At 53.6% G+C, this 20,247-nt stretch carries 15 protein-coding genes; 14 read left to right on the top strand and 1 reads right to left on the bottom strand.

The features are described from left to right. The first annotated feature begins 61 nt into the window (after window positions 1-61). The 5 genes from ACTNC3_RS00985 to ACTNC3_RS00965 all read left to right on the top strand — a co-directional run bounded on the left by ACTNC3_RS00985 (window position 62) and on the right by ACTNC3_RS00965 (window position 4,874). Complete coding sequence (locus ACTNC3_RS00985; RefSeq protein ID WP_441226170.1) at window positions 62-1,042, top strand: diaminopimelate dehydrogenase; 981 nt, start codon at window positions 62-64, stop codon at window positions 1,040-1,042. 107 nt (window positions 1,043-1,149) lie between these two features. Continuing rightward, on the top strand, window positions 1,150-1,932 hold the full coding sequence (locus ACTNC3_RS00980; protein ID WP_441226169.1) for a hypothetical protein: 783 nt from the start codon (window positions 1,150-1,152) through the stop codon (window positions 1,930-1,932). A gap of 146 nt (window positions 1,933-2,078) precedes the next feature. Continuing rightward, the gene (locus ACTNC3_RS00975; protein WP_410042415.1) at window positions 2,079-2,987 is read left to right on the top strand and encodes a LysR family transcriptional regulator; all 909 of its coding nucleotides are present in this window, start codon (window positions 2,079-2,081) and stop codon (window positions 2,985-2,987) included. Between the two features lie 119 nt (window positions 2,988-3,106). After that, window positions 3,107-3,517, top strand: coding sequence for a hypothetical protein (locus ACTNC3_RS00970; protein ID WP_410042416.1), 411 nt, complete (start codon window positions 3,107-3,109; stop codon window positions 3,515-3,517). A gap of 1 nt (window position 3,518) precedes the next feature. Next, window positions 3,519-4,874, top strand: coding sequence for an MATE family efflux transporter (locus tag ACTNC3_RS00965; protein ID WP_441226168.1), 1,356 nt, complete (start codon window positions 3,519-3,521; stop codon window positions 4,872-4,874). A gap of 42 nt (window positions 4,875-4,916) precedes the next feature. Here the strand turns inward: ACTNC3_RS00965 and ACTNC3_RS00960 are convergent, their stop codons facing one another. After that, a complete protein-coding gene (locus tag ACTNC3_RS00960; RefSeq protein ID WP_410042418.1) occupies window positions 4,917-6,254 on the bottom strand; it encodes an MATE family efflux transporter in 1,338 nt (445 codons plus the stop codon). Window positions 6,255-6,511: 257 nt separating this feature from the next. Between ACTNC3_RS00960 and yajC the strand changes: the two genes are divergently transcribed. From yajC to fusA, 9 genes are all read left to right on the top strand, one after another. Next, entirely contained in the window at window positions 6,512-6,808 is a 297-nt protein-coding gene (yajC, locus tag ACTNC3_RS00955) for a preprotein translocase subunit YajC (RefSeq protein WP_410042419.1), read from the top strand. A gap of 74 nt (window positions 6,809-6,882) precedes the next feature. Continuing rightward, window positions 6,883-7,281, top strand: a complete 399-nt coding sequence (locus ACTNC3_RS00950; protein ID WP_410042420.1) for a helix-turn-helix domain-containing protein — start codon at window positions 6,883-6,885, stop codon at window positions 7,279-7,281. Further along, window positions 7,278-7,688, top strand: coding sequence for a DUF1934 family protein (locus ACTNC3_RS00945; RefSeq protein ID WP_410042421.1), 411 nt, complete (start codon window positions 7,278-7,280; stop codon window positions 7,686-7,688). The genes ACTNC3_RS00950 and ACTNC3_RS00945 overlap by 4 nt, the downstream gene beginning before the upstream one ends. 106 nt (window positions 7,689-7,794) lie before the next feature. Continuing rightward, entirely contained in the window at window positions 7,795-8,283 is a 489-nt protein-coding gene (locus ACTNC3_RS00940; RefSeq protein WP_410042422.1) for a hypothetical protein, read from the top strand. 601 nt (window positions 8,284-8,884) lie between these two features. After that, entirely contained in the window at window positions 8,885-13,009 is a 4,125-nt protein-coding gene (gene rpoB / locus ACTNC3_RS00935) for a DNA-directed RNA polymerase subunit beta (protein ID WP_410042423.1), read from the top strand. A gap of 11 nt (window positions 13,010-13,020) precedes the next feature. Continuing rightward, window positions 13,021-16,740, top strand: coding sequence for a DNA-directed RNA polymerase subunit beta' (gene rpoC, locus ACTNC3_RS00930; protein ID WP_410042424.1), 3,720 nt, complete (start codon window positions 13,021-13,023; stop codon window positions 16,738-16,740). 118 nt (window positions 16,741-16,858) lie between these two features. Then, window positions 16,859-17,278: a 30S ribosomal protein S12 gene (gene rpsL / locus ACTNC3_RS00925; protein WP_410042425.1), complete on the top strand. Its 420-nt coding sequence runs from the start codon at window positions 16,859-16,861 to the stop codon at window positions 17,276-17,278. A gap of 172 nt (window positions 17,279-17,450) precedes the next feature. Beyond that, the gene (gene rpsG / locus ACTNC3_RS00920; RefSeq protein ID WP_410042426.1) at window positions 17,451-17,921 is read left to right on the top strand and encodes a 30S ribosomal protein S7; all 471 of its coding nucleotides are present in this window, start codon (window positions 17,451-17,453) and stop codon (window positions 17,919-17,921) included. 66 nt (window positions 17,922-17,987) lie between these two features. Next, complete coding sequence (gene fusA / locus ACTNC3_RS00915; protein WP_410042599.1) at window positions 17,988-20,060, top strand: elongation factor G; 2,073 nt, start codon at window positions 17,988-17,990, stop codon at window positions 20,058-20,060. Window positions 20,061-20,247: the final 187 nt, after the last annotated feature.

Genomic DNA, 20,247 nt, shown 5'->3' with positions numbered 1-20,247 from the left:
ATATTCGCGTCTTATCAAAAGATGAATAGACGGAATGTTACAGCACATAAGGAGATAAAATATGATTCGAATTGGCTTACTTGGTTATGGAAACCTGTCCCGCGGCATCGAGGCTGCCATCAAGCGGAACCCGGATGAGGAGCTCGTAGCGGTATTTACACGTCGCGATCCAGCGAGTGTAAAGATTCACACCGATGGCGTCAAGGTCGATTCCGTCGATCATATCCTCGCATATAAGGATGAGATCGATGTACTCATGATCTGCGGCGGCTCGGCGACAGATCTCCCGACCCAGACGCCGACATATGCACAGTACTTCAACGTCATCGACAGCTTCGATACCCATGCGAAGATTCCGGAGCATTTCGCCGCCGTCGACGCAGCAGCGAAGAAGGCCGGAAAGCTCGCGATGATTTCCTGTGGCTGGGACCCGGGCATGTTCTCCCTGGCACGTATCTACGCGGAGTCGGTACTGCCGGATGGAAAGCACTATACCTTCTGGGGCAAGGGCGTTTCCCAGGGCCACAGTGATGCCGCACGTCGCGTAGAGGGCGTCAAGGATGCTCGCTCCTATACGCTTCCGGTCGAGAGTGCGATGGACGCCGTACGCAGCGGCAGCCAGCCGAACTTTACGGCACGTGAGATGCATACGAGAGAGGTATTCGTCGTGCTCGAGGAGGGCGCGGATGCAGCGAAGGTGGAGCAGGAGATCAAGTCCATGCCGAACTACTATGCCGATTATGATGTGACGATCCACTTCATTTCCGAGGAGGAGATGCAGCGGGAGCATGCCGCACTTCCACACGGTGGCTTCGTGATGCGTTCCGGTGTGACCGGGGATGGAAACAACCATGAGCTGATCGAGTACAGCCTGAAGCTGGATTCGAATCCGGAGTTTACGGGCTCGGTACTCGCTGCGTATGCGAGAGCGGTGAGCCGTATGGCCGCGAAGGGCGAGACGGGCTGCATCAGCGTGTTCGATGTCGCACCGAAGTACCTGAACCCGAAGTCCGAGGAGGAGCAGCGTCATACGCTCCTGTAAGCAGGCATCAGTATCACAGATCGCGTGTGCGACGACATGAAGTGACGTACCCGAACGATACGTTGTCTGCGCGGCTGTCAGCTGACGCGGAATGTGAGAGGTTTATGATGAGAAAATTCAGAAAGCTGCTGGCCGCTGCCATGATCGCCGCGGCCGCAGCCATGACATCCACAGTGCCTGCATTGGCACAGGAAATGTGGATCACGACAGCGGATGGCGCGAGTCGCTTCGTCACCTGCGACGAAAACGGCGCCGCGAGTGAATACCAGGGCTGGTACCAGGATCCGAACAGCGGGAGCTGCTATTATTTCGAAGATGGCGTACTCGCCACGGGCTGGATCATCGACGCTGGGAAGTTTTACTATCTCGACCCGTCGACGGGCGCGATGGCGGTGAGTCAGATGGTGGGTAATTTCTATGTCGGCGAGGATGGTGCCGCGATGAGCGACACGACGACCCCGGACGGCGTAAAGCTCGCCTACAACGGCTCGCGCATGGACGGGAAGTATCCGGTGGAGGAGATGAACGAGAAGACCTACACCTACCGGGAGCTTCTCAGGGAGAATCCGAATCTGATCGCGGAATTCTCAGATCGTACGAGCGGCACAGGTCATCAGATCCTGCGGGAGACCGCACGGGGCTTTACCTGGGTCATCTATGCGACGATGAAGCTGTATGAGCCGACCGAGGACGGACAGAAGGGGAAGCGTGTGTTCGAGGGCGATGGTGCCTTCCGTTTCGACGCGCTGATCGAGCGAAAGGAGAGCGATGGCAGCATCCGCTATATCCGACCGTTCGGGCTGATCCAGGAGGACCGCCAGCAGTGGACGGCGGCACACATTAAGATCGATCCGGCGGGCTTCATCAGCTACGCATCGGATGAGGGTTGACAGGGTCCGGTCATGTCCATCTACAGTGAACGTGCTGACGAACCAGGCATCCCCGGATCATAGAGCCTGGTCGGGGCTTCAACGTAAACAACATCACAGCGCTGCCATCGGCAGCGCTATTCTGTCATCTGGGAGAGGGGACATACATGACATTACAGCAGCTTAGACAGGTGATCGCCGTCGCGGACAGCGGCTCCATGAACGAGGCCGCAAAGCGTCTCTATATCACACAGCCGTCCCTTTCGGCGGCGATCAAGGAACTGGAAAAGGAGATCGGGATCGAGATCTTTCTCCGGTCGAACCGAGGGATCGTGACCACAGCCGACGGCGAAGAGTTTCTGGGGTATGCACGACAGATCGTCGAGCAGTATCAGCTGATGGAAGACAAGTATGTCAATGTCGGCACCCGGAAGAAGAAATTCTCCGTCTCCATGCAGCACTATACCTTCGCGGTCGAGGCCTTCATCCACCTCGCACGGGAGTATGGCATGGATACCTACGAGTTCGCGGTCAAGGAAACGAAGACCATGGAAATCATCAACGACGTACGAAACCAGACCTCGGAGATCGGCGTGATCTATATGAATGATTTCAACAGTAAGGTCATCGGAAAGATCCTGCGGGAGGATTCGCTCGAGTTTATCCCGCTCTTCGACTGTAACATCTATGTGTTCATGAGTAAGGGAAATCCGCTGGCCGGGAAGGACATCATCCGCATGGAGGAGCTCGCGGATTATCCCTGCCTCAGCTTCGATCAGGGTGAGCGAAACTCCTTCTACTTTTCGGAGGAGGTGCTGAGCACCTACGATTACAAGCGGATCATCAAGTGTGATGACCGGGCGACCTTCCTGAATCTGATGGTCGGACTGAACGGCTATACGCTCTGCTCCGGCATCATATGCCAGGAGCTGAACGGCGATGAGTATACGGCGGTCCGCCTCGATACGGATGAGATCATGACCATCGGTTACATCAAGAAAAAGAAGATTCCGCTGTCCGGGATCGGCGCACGTTACGTGGCGGAGCTTCAGAAATATAAGGCGCAGGCACTGTAGTCTGCAGAGGTTTTACATACACACCCATAAGCACAGGCACTTTCGTCTGCAGGTCTCGTAATGCCGAAGGTGCATCTCGGTGTGGCATGCCGGCACCCCTGGGTGCAGAAAGGAATACTATGTTGAATACGTCGGTCATCATCATGGCAGTGGTCGCACTCGTGCTGCTGCTTGCCGTGGGGCTGTACATCGTACAGAGAAATCAGAAGCGGAAAAATGCAGATAAGCTTTCGATGAAGCTCCGTGAGGACGAGAAGCTTCATATCACACTCGATGATCAATCCGACGCGGCGGAGGTCGCCCGGATCATCCTGGAAGGCCTCGGCGGCCGCGAGAACGTCAGCGAGGTACAGCATGACGGTGCACGGCTCAAGGTGGCGATCCGGCAGTATGATGCCGTCGATGAGAAGAAGATCCGCTCTGCCCAGGTGGGCGGCGTGCTTCGCCCGGGTAAAAACGCTGTACAGATCATCATCGGCCCTTCGGTCGAACCAGTAGAGAACGAGCTTCATAAGCTGCTTGGTATGTGATATGAGTAAGAAATATGAGATGGATATGACCACCGGCGTCATCATGCCGAAGGTCATCACCTTTGCACTGCCGCTGATAGTGGCGTCTGTGCTTCAGCTTCTGTTTAATGCGGCCGACATCGTGGTCGTCGGCCGTTTCGTGAGCCCGCAGGCGATGGCCGCCGTCGGATCGACCGGATCGCTGGTGAACCTCATCATCCAGCTCTTTGTCGGCTTCTCCATCGGTGTCAATGTCTGCGTCGGAAAGTATTATGCAGCGAAGCGTCAGGAGGACATGTCCGATACCATCCACACATCGATCCTGGTGTCGGTGATTTTCGGTGCGATTCTCTGCGTCGCCGGCCTGTTTCTGGCACGACCGATGCTGGAGCTGATGGGATCCCCCGCGGATGTCATCGAAGACTCGGTGCTCTATCTTCGCATCTACTTCCTCGGTATGCCACTGATCATGCTGTATGACTTTGCAGCGGCGATTCTGCGTGCCGTCGGTGATACGAAGCGCCCGCTGTATTTTCAGATGATCGCCGGGGTGATCAATGTCATTCTGAACCTGTTCTTCGTCCTCGTGGTGGGCATCGGCGTGGCGGGTGTTGCGATCGCGACGACGGTTTCACAGGGCTTTTCCGGCATCGCCCTGCTCATCACGCTCATGCGGGAGAAGGGGGCGCTGCACCTCGATCTTCGGAAGCTTCATGTCAACTGGAAGCTTCTTAGCTCCATTATGGAAATCGGTCTGCCGGCTGGTCTCCAGAGCACCGTGTTCAGTCTGTCCAATGTCGTCATCCAGAGCTCCATCAACTCCTTCGGATCGGTTGCGATGGCGGGTGCGACAGCGGCACAGAATATCGAATCGTTCGTATATGCTTCGATGAACTCGATCTATCAGACGAATCTTTCGTTTACCGCACAGAATCTGGGCGCCCGGAAGTACAGTCGCATCAATCGCATCCTGAAGGACTGCCTGATCGCCGTCGTCCTCATCGGCCTCGTCATGGGCATCGGTGCGGTGATGCTGGATCCATGGCTGCTGCGCTTCTTTACGACGGATGCAGAAGTTATCCGTTATGGACAGGAGCGACTGCTGGTGGTCTGCGGACCATACTTCCTCTGCGGCATCATGGATGTCATGGTTGGTTCGCTCCGTGGACTCGGCTACTCGGTGATCCCGATGTTTGTAAGCCTGATCGGTGCCTGCGGACTGCGGATCATCTTCATCCTGACCCTGTTCCGGCTCCCGTACTTCCACTCTCTGAACTGGCTGTACATGAGCTATCCGATTACCTGGATCATCACCTTCACCGCGCACTTCATCACCTTCCTCCGCGTCCGGCGGAAGTTCCCGAAGGCCGATGCCTGAATACTGAAAAGAACCGCCGGAGGCCTCCGACGGTTCTTTTTTTCACTGCATCGCGGCGTAGAGCTTCTTTCGGCAGAGGAAGTAGTAGCTGTACTCGAAGAGGATCATCACGGTCCAGCCGATCGCGCAGGCGTAGGCTTCGCCGGTGATGCCGATCTTCGGAACCAGGATATAGACGAAGAGGGTGCGGATCGAAATCTGCAGAATCGTCGAAATCAGCGTGATGGTCATGTTGCCCATGCCACGCATGAAGCCCTGCATCGCATTCGTGACGCATGGGAAGATGATGGTGAAGGCCTTTATGGACAGGTAGCTCACGCCGAGACGAACCATTTCCTCGCCGCCACTGGTCGGAGCGAAGAGCTGGATCAGCGGATGACGGAAGAGCAGGATGAGCGCACAGATGATCGGATAGTAGATGAGTCCGATCAGGATGCCCTTCCACAGCGTTTCCTTCACCCGCTTCCGGTCACCGGCACCACGATTCTGTGCGGCACAGGTCATCATGCCATGGCTGATCGTCTGGGCAGGAATGCGCCCGTAGTCCTCGATTTTACAGCCGGCGTTGAAGGCCGCGATGACGTCGATGCCCTGAACATTGATCACACTCTGCACGAGCAGCTTTCCGATCGGCTGGCAGGACTGCTGCAGTGCGGTGATGAGGCCGCTGGAGAGGATGCTGCGGAGGAGCCTGTGATCGAGGATCAGCTCATCCCGGCGGAGGGCGAGTGCCGGGATATGCCGGTAGACATAGATATAGCAGAGCACTGCGGAGAGGGCTTCGGCGATGACCGTCGCGAGTGCGGCACCGAAGACGCCCCAGTGGAAGAGGAAGATGAAGACCCAGTCGAGGCATGCATTCAGTACCGACGAGATGCCGACGAAGGTCACCGGCGTTTTCGAATCCCCGACTGCCCGCAGTGCACTCGACATGATGTTGTACTGGAAGGTGAAGAAATTACCGAGGAAGAGAAGCCGGAGATAGACCGCGGAATCATGCATGATATCGAGTGGGGTATGCATGGCCTCGAGGATCGGCGCTGCAAGCAGGATGCCGAGCAGGGTGGTGATGCCGCCGGCGATCGTACCGAAGAGGATCGTGGTGGAGAGCGAGCGCTTCAGCTTCTCGCCTTCGCCTGCACCATAGAACTTGCTCATGTAGACCGACGCGCCGATGCCGAGGCCCGAGATGCTCTGCACCAGCAGGACCGATACCGGATTTGAGACAGATACGGCGCTGAGCGCTGCGACACCGGCCCCCTTACTGACGAGGATGGAATCGACGGCGTTATAGGTGAGCTGAAGAAAATTTCCGAAAATCAGCGGGATGGCATAGGCAAGAAGATGGCGGTAGATACTGCCGGAGGTCATATTTCGCATAGTGGTTCCCCTTTAAACACAGGACATAGAGTGATCCTTGCGCGCTACGGATGGCGCATACTTCGCATGAACGGTCTGTACTGAAAGCGCTTTCAGATGTGCCTGCTATTATAGCACGACGCCGGCGCGCTGGCGATAATATTCGCTGGATATTTGAGGACTACTATGGTAGAATGTTGATTTAGACGATTCGGTGAGCGACTGGTATCCGCCATTTTTGCCTGCGCCGATAGTATACTTTCATGGAGGAAAAAAGAATGAGCGTAATTGGTTGGGTAATTTACATCATTGCCATCGTGGCGATGTTTTATTTTATCGGTATCAAGCCATCACAGAAGGAGCGTAAGAAGCAGGAGGCTCTCCTTGCATCCGTAGCGGTCGGCGACACAGTGCTGACCACATCCGGCTTCTATGGTGTGATCATCGATATGACCGATGACACGGTGATCGTTGAGTTCGGTAATAACAAGAACTGCCGTATCCCGATGCAGAAGGCAGCCATCGCACAGCTTGAGAAGCCGACCACGGCTGTAAAGTCTGACGATAAGAAGTAATCCAGCGCGATTCAAAAGCCCACCGTGTTCTGCACGGTGGGCTTTTGCTGCTGCAGGGGAGCGGAGGGTTTCGTATGAATCTTAAAACGCTGAGAGAATTAAAGGGAATCAGTCGGAAGGAACTGGCGGATCAGACGGGGCTGTCGTACCGCTCGATTCAGGACTACGAACAGGGACATAAGGATCTGGGAGCCGCGAAGGCGCGGACCGTTCTTCGGATGGCACAGGTGCTGGACTGCTCGGTGGAGGACCTGATTTCGGAGGTGGATTTCAGCGAGCTGAAGCCGAGCGAGCTGCGCTCGGATGAGCTTCGGATGCAGAAGCGTATGCTGGCGGAGTGGAAGGAGAACACGCGGCGGGAGCGGGCATCCGCTGCGGGCGGGTCACCTGCTTCGGCGTCAGCGCCGGCAGACGGAGAGCGGGTGACGGACGAAAACCGCTGGATGAAGGAAGACAGGACGGAGAAACAATGAGAGTAAAAATCGATATGCAGACACGCCAGACCATCGACGGCGATACGGACATCATGGAGCACAGTGCGGAGGGTATCCTGCGCGACCTCTCCGAGGGACAGCATGTGTTGACCTATTTTCAGGATGGCATCCATAACGAGATGCGGATTGATGTCTCCGGCGAGGAGATCATCGTGACCCGGAACTGGAAGCAGGAAAATCAGTTTCATTATAAGCAGAATAAGCACCACATCATGAACTATGAGACCCCGATGGGAATGATGGAGCTCGGCTTCGACACGAAGTATGTCGAGATCGACCGCATCCATCGGGACTGCCTGATGGAGATACGCCTCGTCTATACCATCACCCAGGGCGGACAGCCGGTGAGCGACAATGAAGTCCGGATTCGGATCAGCGAACGGTAACCGTGCGGGCAGGTAACCCGGAGGGGCGTCCCCTTTTAAGGTTGCATTTTGATGCGCTAAATAGTAAGATTAAGGGCAGATTTATGGAAAGACGAGGATTTACTCTATGACATTAATGGCGATCCACTGGAATACCGTGGCAACCGTACTGGTCGTTATCGCGATCATCCTGGTTGTACTAATGGCGGTTATGTACTACTACGGTAAGAAGCTCTCCCGTCAACAGGCAGAGCAGCAGCCGATCATCGATGCAAACACGCAGGATGTATCGATGCTGATCATCGATAAGAAAAAGCTCTCCATCGAAGAGGCGATCGCAGCCGGCCTTCCGGAGGCAATCAAGGAGCAGACACCATTCTATCTCAAGTGGCAGAAGCTTCCGGTCGTGAAGGCGAAGATCGGTCCACGTATGATGACCCTCATCGCAGACCCGAACGTATTCGAGCAGCTTCCGAAGGGCAAGGAGTGCAAGTGCTCCATCTCCGGTCTCTACATCCGTGGAATCAAGTCTGTCCGTGGCGGCAGCATCCCGAAGGCACCGGAAAAGAAGAAGGGCATCCTGGCACGCGCCAGAGAGATGGCTTCCAGAAAGTAATCACGAAAGCAGAGAGGAATCGACGATCGTCGATTCCTTTTTTGTACATATCCATGAGAGGGCCGCGCGAAGCGCGGAGAGGCGCATGGATGCCCCCGGGCGGCGAGATACAGCTCCCAAGGGAATATCCTTTAGAGTTCCCTTGGGAGGCCTTAGCGGCGAGCGTATTCAGAGCTTTGCTTTAGCAAAGCTACTTAGCCCGTTTTGCCGCGGAGGCGGCAAAATCAAACGACGATGCCCACGCCGCAGGCGCATCAGATGGCATCGTCTCACCGTCTATTGCGATGCATTGCAAAAAATTAAATTTCACGTATTGACGAAAATTCACTGCCATGGTAGGATAAAGTTTGCTTATTTTGGAGACGTGGGCTCAGTGCGCCTTTTTTTAGATACGCCCGGCACCACCGCTCCTTTAAGATAAGATGAAACGAAAACCGATTCATTGAAATGTTGATACATCGAAATACAATGCTCGTAACGATGAATGCACATTTTGAAATCCACATCTTTCTATGAATCACAGTGATCAAGTAAATGAGTTTTTCGAGCTGCCGCGTTTCCGGCAGAGAGTGAAACGAATTTACTATGGGGTGAACGGTCAATGGAAAAAAGCAAGATGCGTGTCGTGAAAAACGGCAAAAACGTCAGATTTACTTTCTCTCAGCATGACGAAGTACTGGAGATGCCGAATCTGATCGAAGTTCAGAAGGATTCGTATAAGTGGTTCCTGACGGACGGCCTGAAAGAGGCATTTGATGACATCTCACCGATCCAGGACTTCGCTGGACACCTGTCCCTCGAGTTCGTAGGCTTCAAGCTCTGCGAGGATGAGAAGAAGTACACCATTGAGGAGTGCAAGGAGCGCGACGCTACCTATTCCGCACCGCTCAAGGTAAGAGTACGTCTCATCAACAAGGACAAGGATGAGATCAATGAACACGAGATTTTCATGGGCGATCTGCCACTGATGACAGATACCGGCTCATTTGTAATTAACGGTGCCGAGCGTGTAATCGTATCACAGCTCGTTCGTTCTCCTGGCATTTATTATGGCGTAGACCATGATAAGGTTGGTAAGGAGCTCTATAGCTGTACCGTGATTCCGAACCGTGGCGCATGGATCGAGTACGAGACCGATTCCAATGATATTTACTGGGTACGTGTGGATAGAACCCGTAAGGTTCCAGTGACGGCATTTATCAGAGCGATGGGTGTCAGCACGAATCAGGAGATCATCGAGCTCTTCGGTGAGGAGCCGAAGCTTCTTGCTTCCTTCGAGAAGGAGCAGCCGGAGGCACAGAACTACGAGGGTGGTCTGCTCGAGCTCTATCGTAAGATCAGACCGGGTGAGCCGCTGTCCGTCGATTCCGCAAGCTCTCTTCTGAACGGCATGTTCTTTGATCCACGCCGCTATGACCTTGCGAAGGTTGGACGTTATAAGTTTAATAAGAAGCTTCATTTTAAAAACAGAATCAAGGGCCACACACTGGCAGAGGACGTCATCGACGCAACCACCGGTGAGGTGATCGCGCAGGCGGGTGATCAGATCAGCTTCGCGAAGGCTGTAGAGATCCAGGATGCAGCCGTTCCGTTCGTATGGATCGAGGGACCGACCCGTAAGGAGAAGGTACTTTCCTCGATGGAGGTCGACCTTTCGAAGTATGTGAGCTTCGAGGCACAGGAGATCGATTACGAGGAGGCACGTGAGTACGACCACGTACGTGAGTACTTCCAGCGCCAGGCTGACCGTACGAACAGCTTCCTGAGCCAGGACGCAGAGAAGAAGCTCTGGGATGCCCTGTCTGTAGAAGAGAAGCAGGCCATCATCGATAAGGATGTACCGGAGGAGCTCGTTTACTATCCTGAGCTCGCGCGTCTGATGGAGGAGAACGCCGACGATCAGCGTGCACTTCGTATCGCGATCATCAAGGACATCCATGAGCTCGTTCCGAAGCACATCACGAAGGAAGACATCTTCGCTTCCATCAACTACTGCATGCACATCGAAGAGGAGATCGGCAGCCACGATGATATCGATCACCTCGGCAATCGTCGTATCCGTGCGGTCGGTGAGCTGCTTCAGAATCAGTATCGCATCGGTCTTTCCCGTATGGAGCGTGTTGTCCGCGAGCGTATGGCGACACAGGACATCGAGGAGATCACACCGCAGTCTCTGATTAACATCAAGCCTGTGACGGCATCCGTGAAGGAATTCTTCGGATCATCCCAGCTGTCACAGTTCATGGATCAGAACAACCCGCTGTCGGAGCTTACACACAAGCGTAGACTTTCCGCCCTCGGACCAGGTGGTCTTTCCAGAGACCGTGCCGGATTCGAGGTTCGAGATGTTCACTATACACATTATGGTCGTATGTGCCCGATCGAGACACCTGAGGGACCGAATATCGGTCTGATCAACTCGCTGGCATCCTACGCACGTATCAACGAGTACGGCTTCATCGAGGCTCCGTACCGTATGGTGGACAAGTCGGATCCGAAGAACCCGAAGGTTACGAAGGACGTCGTATACCTCGCGGCAGACGAAGAGGATAACTATGTCGTAGCACAGGCAAACGAGCCGCTCGACGCCGACGGACATTTCGTGCATGATAACGTTTCCGGTCGTTTCAGAGAGGCGACGCAGGCATTCCCGAAGGCAAGCGTGGATATGATGGACGTATCCCCGAAGATGGTATTCTCCGTGGCGACTTCCATGATTCCGTTCCTTCAGAACGATGATGCGAACCGTGCGCTGATGGGATCGAACATGCAGCGTCAGGCCGTGCCGCTGATGGTGACCGAGCGTGCCGCTGTCGATACCGGTATCTCCGCAAAGGCTGCCGTCGACTCCGGTGTATGCTGCCTTGCAAAGTATGACGGTGTGGTTGAGATCTCCGCATCCAACAAGATCACGATCCGTCGTGATTCCGATGGAACCCTCGATGAGTACAAGCTCACCAAGTTCATGCGCTCCAACCAGTCGAACTGCTACAACCAGAAGCCGATCGTGTTCGCCGGTGACCATGTAAAGAAGGGCGATGTTATCGCCGATGGTCCGTCCACCTGCCAGGGTGAGATCGCACTCGGTAAGAACCCGCTGATCGGATTCATGACCTGGGAAGGCTACAACTACGAGGATGCGGTTCTCCTTTCCGAGAAGCTCATCCAGAACGACGTCTACACCTCCATCCATATCGAGGAGTATGAGTGTGAGGCACGTGATACCAAGCTCGGACCGGAGGAGATCACCTCGGACGTTCCGGGTGTCGGTGACGATGCACTGAAGAATCTCGACGAGCGCGGCATCATTCGCATCGGTGCAGAGGTTCGTGCCGGTGATATCCTCGTCGGTAAGGTGACACCGAAGGGTGAGACCGAGCTGACCGCGGAGGAGAGACTGCTTCGTGCAATCTTCGGTGAGAAGGCACGTGAGGTTCGTGATACCTCCCTCAAGGTTCCGCACGGCGCATATGGTGTCGTCGTAGACGCAAAGGTATTTACAAGAGAAAACAGTGACGAGCTGGCGCCGGGTGTGTCCGAGTCCGTTCGTATCTATATTGCACAGAAGAGAAAGATCGGTGTCGGCGATAAGATGGCCGGCCGTCATGGAAACAAGGGTGTATGCTCACGCGTACTTGCGGTAGAGGATCTGCCTTACCTTCCGAACGGTCGTCCGCTCGATATCGTACTGAACCCTCTCGGCGTACCTTCCCGAATGAACATCGGACAGGTGCTCGAGCTGCATCTTTCCCTCGCTGCGAAGGTTCTGGGTATCAATGTTTCTACCCCGATCTTCGATGGCGCAAACGAGAATGATATCGCCCAGACCCTGATTCTTGCGAACGATTACGCAAACAAGAGCTGGGAGGAGTTCTCGGAACTTCATAAGGATGAGCTGGATCCGGAGGTCTATGAGTACCTCGGTGCACACCTCGATCACCGTGAGGAGTGGAAGGGTGTTCCGATCTCGACCGATGGTAAGGTTCAGCTCCGCGATGGACGTACCGGTCTTCCATTTGACGGCAGAACCGCGATCGGATTCATGCACTACCTGAAGCTGCATCACCTGGTAGATGATAAGATCCATGCACGTTCCACGGGACCGTACTCTCTCGTTACACAGCAGCCGCTCGGTGGAAAGGCACAGTTCGGTGGACAGCGTTTCGGAGAGATGGAGGTATGGGCACTCGAGGCATACGGTGCGGCATATACACTGCAGGAGATTCTGACCATGAAGTCCGACGATGTTGCAGGCCGTGTAAAGACCTACGAGGCGATCATCAAGGGCCAGAATATCCCGGCACCGGGTGTTCCAGAGTCCTTCAAGGTTATGCTGAAGGAGCTTGAGGCTCTCTGCCTGGATGTACGCGTTCTCGATGAGAATCAGAACGAGATCGAGATCACAGAGGATCTCTATGATGCAAACCAGGATATGCACCGTCTCCTTTCCGGTGGTGACAGCCGCTATGAGCGTAATGAAAATTACGGACAGTACGGCTACGAGACCCAGGAGTTTAAGGACGGCGAGCTTGTAAACAGCGCTGAAGAGAACGCAGCGGAGGATGATTATGTCAATGAAGGCGACGATGCACTTGCATCCGCAATTTCTGCAGATCTCTCCGATGATGGCGATTTCAGCGAGGATATGGACTCGGATATGTTCGATGACGGTGACAGCGCGGTTTCCCAGTCGGATGACGACTACGGCGACGGCGATCATGAATAATAGGAGGAAAGATGGCACAGCTTGATAATATAAATAAGCCTGTTCAGTTTGATTCGATCAAGATCGGCCTGGCTTCTCCGGAGAAGATTCTGGAGTGGTCCCACGGCGAAGTGAAGAAGCCGGAGACCATCAACTACAGAACGCTGAAGCCGGAGAAGGATGGACTCTTCTGTGAGCGTATTTTCGGACCGGTCAAGGACTGGGAGTGCCACTGCGGCAAGTATAAGAAGATCCGCTATAAGGGCGTCATCTGTGACCGCTGCGGTGTTGAGGTGACCAAGTCCTCCGTTCGTCGTGAGCGTATGGGACACATCGCACTGGCGGCGCCAGTTTCTCATATCTGGTATTTCAAGGGTATCCCGTCCAGAATGGGTCTGATCCTCGACATCAGCCCGCGTATTCTGGAGCGTGTGCTCTATTTCGCAAGCTATGTTGTACTCGATAAGGGCGAGACCGGCCTGGATTACAAGCAGATCCTCTCCGAGAAGGAGTTCAGAGATGCGATCGAGCAGTATGGCTATGGCTCCTTCCGTGCTGGCATGGGCGCGGAGGCTGTACTGGAGCTGCTTCGTGGTATCGATCTCGAGAAGGAGTATGCAGAGCTTCGTCAGGAGCTCGACGACGCTTCCGGACAGAAGAGAACCAGAATCGTGAAGCGTCTCGAGGTCGTGGAGGCCTTCCGTTCCTCCGGTAATAAGCCGGAGTGGATGATCCTCACGAACCTTCCGGTGATTCCACCAGATCTTCGTCCGATGGTTCAGCTCGATGGTGGCCGTTTCGCAACCTCGGATCTCAATGATCTCTATAGAAGAATCATCAACCGTAACAACCGTCTGGCTCGTCTCCTCGAGCTGGGCGCTCCGGAAATCATCGTACGTAACGAGAAGCGTATGCTGCAGGAGGCGGTCGATGCGCTGATCGATAACGGCCGTCGTGGCCGTCCAGTGACCGGTCCAGGTAACCGTGCCCTGAAGTCCCTTTCTGATATGTTAAAGGGTAAGCAGGGACGTTTCCGTCAGAACCTGCTCGGTAAGCGAGTAGATTACTCCGGACGTTCGGTTATCGTCGTAGGACCTGAGCTGAAGATCTATCAGTGCGGTGTTCCGAAGGAGATGGCCCTCGAGCTGTTTAAGCCGTTCGTGATGAAGGAGCTGGTACAGTCCGGTAAGGCCCACAACATTAAGAATGCGAAGAAGATGGTTGACCGTCTGGATCCGCAGGTATGGGACATCCTCGAGGATGTCATCAAGGGCCACCCGGTTATGCTGAACCGTGCCCCTACCCTGCATAGACTCGGTATCCAGGCCTTCGAGCCGACCCTCGTCGAGGGTAAGGCCATCAAGCTTCACCCGCTCGTATGTGCGGCCTTCAACGCCGACTTCGATGGTGACCAGATGGCGATCCACCTTCCACTGACACAGGAAGCACAGGCAGAGTGCAGATTCATGCTGCTTTCTCCGAATAACCTCCTGAAGCCGTCGGATGGTGGTGTTGTAGCCGTTCCTTCACAGGATATGGTACTGGGTATCTACTATATTACACAGGCGCGTCCGGGTGAGCCGAACGAGGGTATGTTCTTCAAGAGCATCAACGAGGCGATCCTCGCGAAGGAGAATGGCTACATCTCGATGCACACCCTGATCAAGTGCAGAATCCGTAAGGTCGTAAAGGCAGAGGATGGCAGCGAGAAGATTATCGAGGGCGTGGTGAATACCACGGTAGGTCGTCTGATCTTCAACGAGATCATCCCGCAGGATCTCGGCTTCGTGGATCGTTCGATTCCGGGCAATGAGATTCTTCCGGAGATTGACTTCATCGTAAAGAAGAAGGATCTCAAGAAGATTCTGGAGAGAGTCATGGATGTACATGGCGCTACCCAGACGGCCCTCACCCTGGATGATATCAAGGCGATGGGCTATAAGCAGTCCACCCTCGCGGCGATGACCGTATCCATCTCGGATATGACCGTTCCGGCGAGCAAGCAGAAGCTGCTGGCAGACGCACAGGCTATTGTTGACAAGATCGCACGTAACTATCGTCGTGGTCTCGTTACCGAGGAGGAGCGTTACCAGGAGGTAATCGATACCTGGAAGAAGACCGATGATCAGCTGACCAAGGATCTTCTAGGCGGTCTCGATGCCTACAACAACATCTTCATGATGGCCGATTCCGGAGCCCGTGGATCCGATAAGCAGATCAAGCAGCTCGCTGGTATGCGAGGACTCATGGCGGATACGACCGGACGTACCATCGAGCTCCCGATCAAGTCAAACTTCCGTGAGGGTCTTGACGTACTCGAGTACTTCATCTCCGCACACGGTGCACGTAAGGGACTTTCCGATACCGCGCTTCGTACGGCAGACTCCGGTTACCTTACGAGACGAATGGTTGACGTTACCCAGGATCTGATCATCCGTGAGCTTGACTGCTCTGCAGATAAGGATAAGATTCCATACCTGGAGATCTCCGCACTGGAGGAAGGCCAGGAGAAGATCGAGTCACTGCAGGAGCGTATCACCGGTCGTTACATCGCAGAGGATGTATACGATCCGGAGACCGGCAAGCTTGTCGTACAGGCAGACCGTATGGTTACCCCGAAGCGGGCACCGAAGGTCATCGCTGCACTCCAGAAGCGCTTCGATCAGGAGGTTGCGGAAGGAAAGCACGATGCGAAGCAGAAGATGAAGGTGAAGATCAGAACCGTCCTCACCTGCCGTTCGAAGAATGGTATCTGTGCGAAGTGCTACGGCTCGAACCTGGCAACGGGTCAGCCGGTACAGGTCGGCGAGGCCGTCGGTATCATCGCTGCACAGTCCATCGGTGAGCCGGGTACTCAGCTTACGATGAGAACCTTCCATACCGGTGGTGTTGCGGGTGGTGATATCACACAGGGTCTTCCGAGAGTCGAGGAGCTTTTCGAGGCTCGTAGACCGAAGGGACTTGCAATTCTTACTGAGATTCCGGGTGTCGTAGAGATCAAGGAAACAGCGAAGAAGAGAGAGGTTGTCATCACGGATGCGGAGAGAGGCCAGTCGAAGACCTACCTCATTCCGTATGGTTCCAGACTGAAGGTCATGGATGGACAGATACTCGAGGCCGGTGATGTTCTCACCGAGGGTTCCATCAACCCGCACGATCTTCTGAAGATCAAGGGCACCAAGGCAGTACAGGATTACATGATTTCTGAAGTTCAGCGTGTATACCGTCTGCAGGGTGTAGAGATTCAGGATCGTCATATCGAGATGATCGTTCATCAGATGATGAAGAAGGAGCGTATCATGGAGGCCGGTGATTCCGATTTCATCCCTGGCACCACCGTCGATCGCCTCGACTTCGAGGATGAGAACGAGCGCCTGATCGCCGAGGGCAAGAAGCCGGCAGAGGGTAAGCGCGTGATGCTTGGTATCACGAAGGCGTCCCTCGCGACCGATTCCTTCCTGTCCGCTGCATCCTTCCAGGAGACCACCAAGGTTCTGACCGAGGCGGCCATCAGTGGTAAGTCAGATCAGCTGATCGGTCTCAAGGAGAATGTTATCATCGGTAAGCTGATTCCGGCTGGTACCGGTATGAGACGCTACAGAAATGTAGAGCTCAGTCAGGACGAGCAGGATCTTCAGGATGATCACGATCAGATGTTCACAGCGGATGAGGCCTTCGATATCGATGCGGAGGGCGTAGAGCGTATCGCTGCACGCCGCCGGATCGAGAAGGAAAAGGAAAACATTCTGTAAAACTCATTGACAAGAAAATTCGATTGAAGTATATTACTAGGGCATGCGCAAAAGCATGCCCTGTTTTTTGTTTCCAGGGACCAAAACGAGAGAATAAACCTAATGAAAGGAGAACCAAATGCCTACATTTAACCAGTTAGTAAGAAAGGGCAGAACTTCTGCTAAGAAGAAGTCCACAGCGCCTGCACTTCAGAGAGGTTTCAACTCTTTAAAGAAGGTTGCAACTAACAATAGCGCTCCTCAGAAGCGTGGTGTATGTACAGCTGTTAAGACAGCAACACCGAAGAAGCCGAACTCCGCTCTTCGTAAGATCGCCAGAGTAAGACTTTCCAACGGTATCGAAGTTACATCCTACATTCCTGGAGAGGGCCACAACCTGCAGGAGCACTCTGTTGTAATGATTCGTGGCGGCCGTGTTAAGGATCTTCCTGGTACAAGATACCATATCATCCGTGGAACACTGGATACAGCCGGCGTTGCAAACAGAATGCAGGCCCGTTCAAAGTACGGTGCCAAGAGACCGAAGGCTAAGAAGTAATCAGCCTCGATCTACGTTGTAAAAAGACATGGTTAAAATGACGGATAATGGAACTCATTATTATATAAGAAGAGATGTCCAGAAGTCCGCATGAACTCGCAAAACACAATGATAGATTGCAGTTGCGAAGAGTACCGATGATCTAAAACAAATTTTTAAGGAGGGAAGTAACGTGCCACGTAAAGGACATACTCTGCACAGAGACGTACTTGCAGACCCGGTTTACAATTCCAAGCTTGTAACCAAGCTGGTTAACTCCATCATGCTTGATGGTAAGAAGGGTATTGCTCAGAAGATCGTCTATGGTGCATTCGACATTGTCGCTGAGAAGAGCGGCAAGGAAGCAACAGAAGTATTTGAAGAGGCTATGAACAACATCATGCCTGTTCTTGAAGTTAAGGCTAAGCGTATCGGTGGTGCTACATACCAGGTACCGATGGAGGTTAAGCCTCAGAGACGTCAGACCCTTGGTCTTCGCTGGCTTACTGAGTTCTCACGTAAGAGATCTGAGAAGACACAGGCTGAGAGACTGGCAAACGAGATTATGGATGCTGCAAACAACACGGGTGCAGCTGTAAAGCGTAAAGAGGAAATGCATAGAATGGCGGACGCTAATAAGGCATTTGCTCATTACAGATTCTGATAGGGGGGAAATACTTTGGCTGATAAGAGACAGTATTCACTTGAGCATACAAGAAATATTGGTATCATGGCACATATCGATGCCGGTAAGACCACACTTACAGAGCGTATTCTCTTCTACACTGGAATTAATCACAAGATCGGTGATACCCACGACGGTACTGCAACCATGGACTGGATGGCCCAGGAGCAGGAGCGTGGTATCACCATCACATCAGCCGCTACCACATGTCACTGGATCCCAGAGCATGAGCATAAGAAGATCGCCGGTGCACCTGAGTACCGTATCAACATCATCGATACTCCGGGCCACGTAGACTTTACCGTAGAGGTTGAGCGTTCTCTCCGTGTACTTGACGGCGCTGTCGGCGTATTTGACGCGAAGAGCGGTGTTGAGCCTCAGTCTGAGAACGTATGGAGACAGGCGGATACTTATCACGTACCGAGACTTGCATTCATCAACAAGATGGATGTCGTCGGTGCAGATTTCTTCCACTCTGTACAGACCATCGTTGATCGTCTCGGTAAGAACTGCGTTATCCTTCAGTACCCGATGGGCGCTGAGGATACCTATGTAGGTCTCATCGATCTTTTCGAGATGAGAGCTTACTTCTACAGAGATGACAAGGGCCAGGATATCGAGGTTACCGACGTACCTGAGGAGTACAAGGATGCAGCGCAGGAGTATCACGACAAGCTCGTAGAGCAGGTTTGTGAGCTCGATGATGATCTGATGATGATGTACCTCGAGGGTGAGGAGCCGACCGTAGAGCAGATGAAGGCTGTCCTTCGTAAGGCAACCATCGCCGGCGATGCGATCCCGTGCCTCTGCGGTACTGCTTACAAAAACAAGGGCGTTCAGAAGCTGCTCGATGCGGTTATCGATTACCTTCCGGCTCCTACCGACATCCCGGATGTTGAGGGTACCGATGAGGATGGAAATCCGGATAGCAGACCTTCTTCTGATGATGCTCCGTTCTCTGCACTCGCATTTAAGATCATGACCGACCCGTTCGTAGGTAAGCTTGCTTACTTCAGAGTGTACTCCGGTACCCTCAAGAACGGTTCCTACTGCCTGAACTCTACCAAGGGTAAGAAGGAGCGTGTAGGCCGTCTGCTTCAGATGCATGCAAATAAGAGAATGGATCTCGATGAGGTATTCTCGGGTGATATCGCAGCTGCGGTAGGCTTCAAGACCACATCGACTGGTGATACTCTTTGCGATGAGAATCATCCGATCATTCTTGAGTCCATGGAGTTCCCGGAGCCGGTTATCTCCGTAGCGATCGAGCCGAAGACCAAGGCTTCTCAGGGCAAGATGACCGACGCACTCGCAAAGCTTGCCGAGGAGGATCCAACCTTCCGTGTAAGAACCAATGAAGAGACCGGTCAGACCATCATCTCCGGTATGGGTGAGCTTCACCTGGAGATCATCGTTGATCGTCTTCTCCGTGAGTTCAAGGTTGAGGCAAACGTAGGTGCACCAGAGGTAGCGTACAAGGAGACCTTCACCAAGGCTGTCGATGTACAGGGCCGTTACGTTCACCAGTCCGGTGGTTCCGGTATGTATGGTGACTGTAAGGTTAAGTTCACACCGATGGATCCGAACGGCGAGGAGACCTTCAAGTTCCAGTCGACCGTTGTCGGTGGATCGATTCCGAAGGAGTACATCCCGGCAATCGAAAAGGGTATCCGCAGCGCAGCAGAGTCTGGTATACTTGCAGGCTATCCGGTACTCGGCGTAGACGCAAACGTATACGACGGTTCCTACCATGATGTCGACTCTAACGAGCGTGCATTCGAGTTCGCCGGATCGATCGCATTCAAGAACGCGATGGCGAAGGCTGATCCGATTCTTCTCGAGCCGATCATGAAGGTCGAGATCACGACTCCGGAGGAGTACATGGGTAACGTTATCGGTGACGTCAACTCTCGTCGTGGCCGTATCGAGTCCATGGAGGATATCCCATCCGGTAAGCAGGTAAACGCGTATGTTCCGCTTTCTGAGATGTTCGGATATGCAACCGATCTTCGTTCCAAGACCCAGGGTCGTGCAAACTACTCTATGTTCTTTGATCACTATGAGAAGTGCCCGAAGAACGTTCAGGATGCTGTACTCAAGGAGCGTAACGGTAAGTAATTACCGCGGTGGATGATTTCAGTCCATATCATAAAAATCAAGTGTTTTTGGGCCTCCGACGGCGTTCGGACGCCTAAAAATACTTGATAAAATAGAATAACGATGATAAAATCATGTTTGCTGATTGAGCATACACTGCGCTCAGAAGCATAATGTATTGCACGGAGCATGCAAGCGCATGCATAGT

This window comes from Oribacterium sp. HCP3S3_B9 (genome assembly GCF_052064255.1).
Classification (GTDB): Bacteria; Bacillota; Clostridia; order Lachnospirales; family Lachnospiraceae; genus Oribacterium.
Note: the sequence above shows the minus strand (reverse complement) of the source record. Positions and strands in the feature narration are given on the sequence as shown.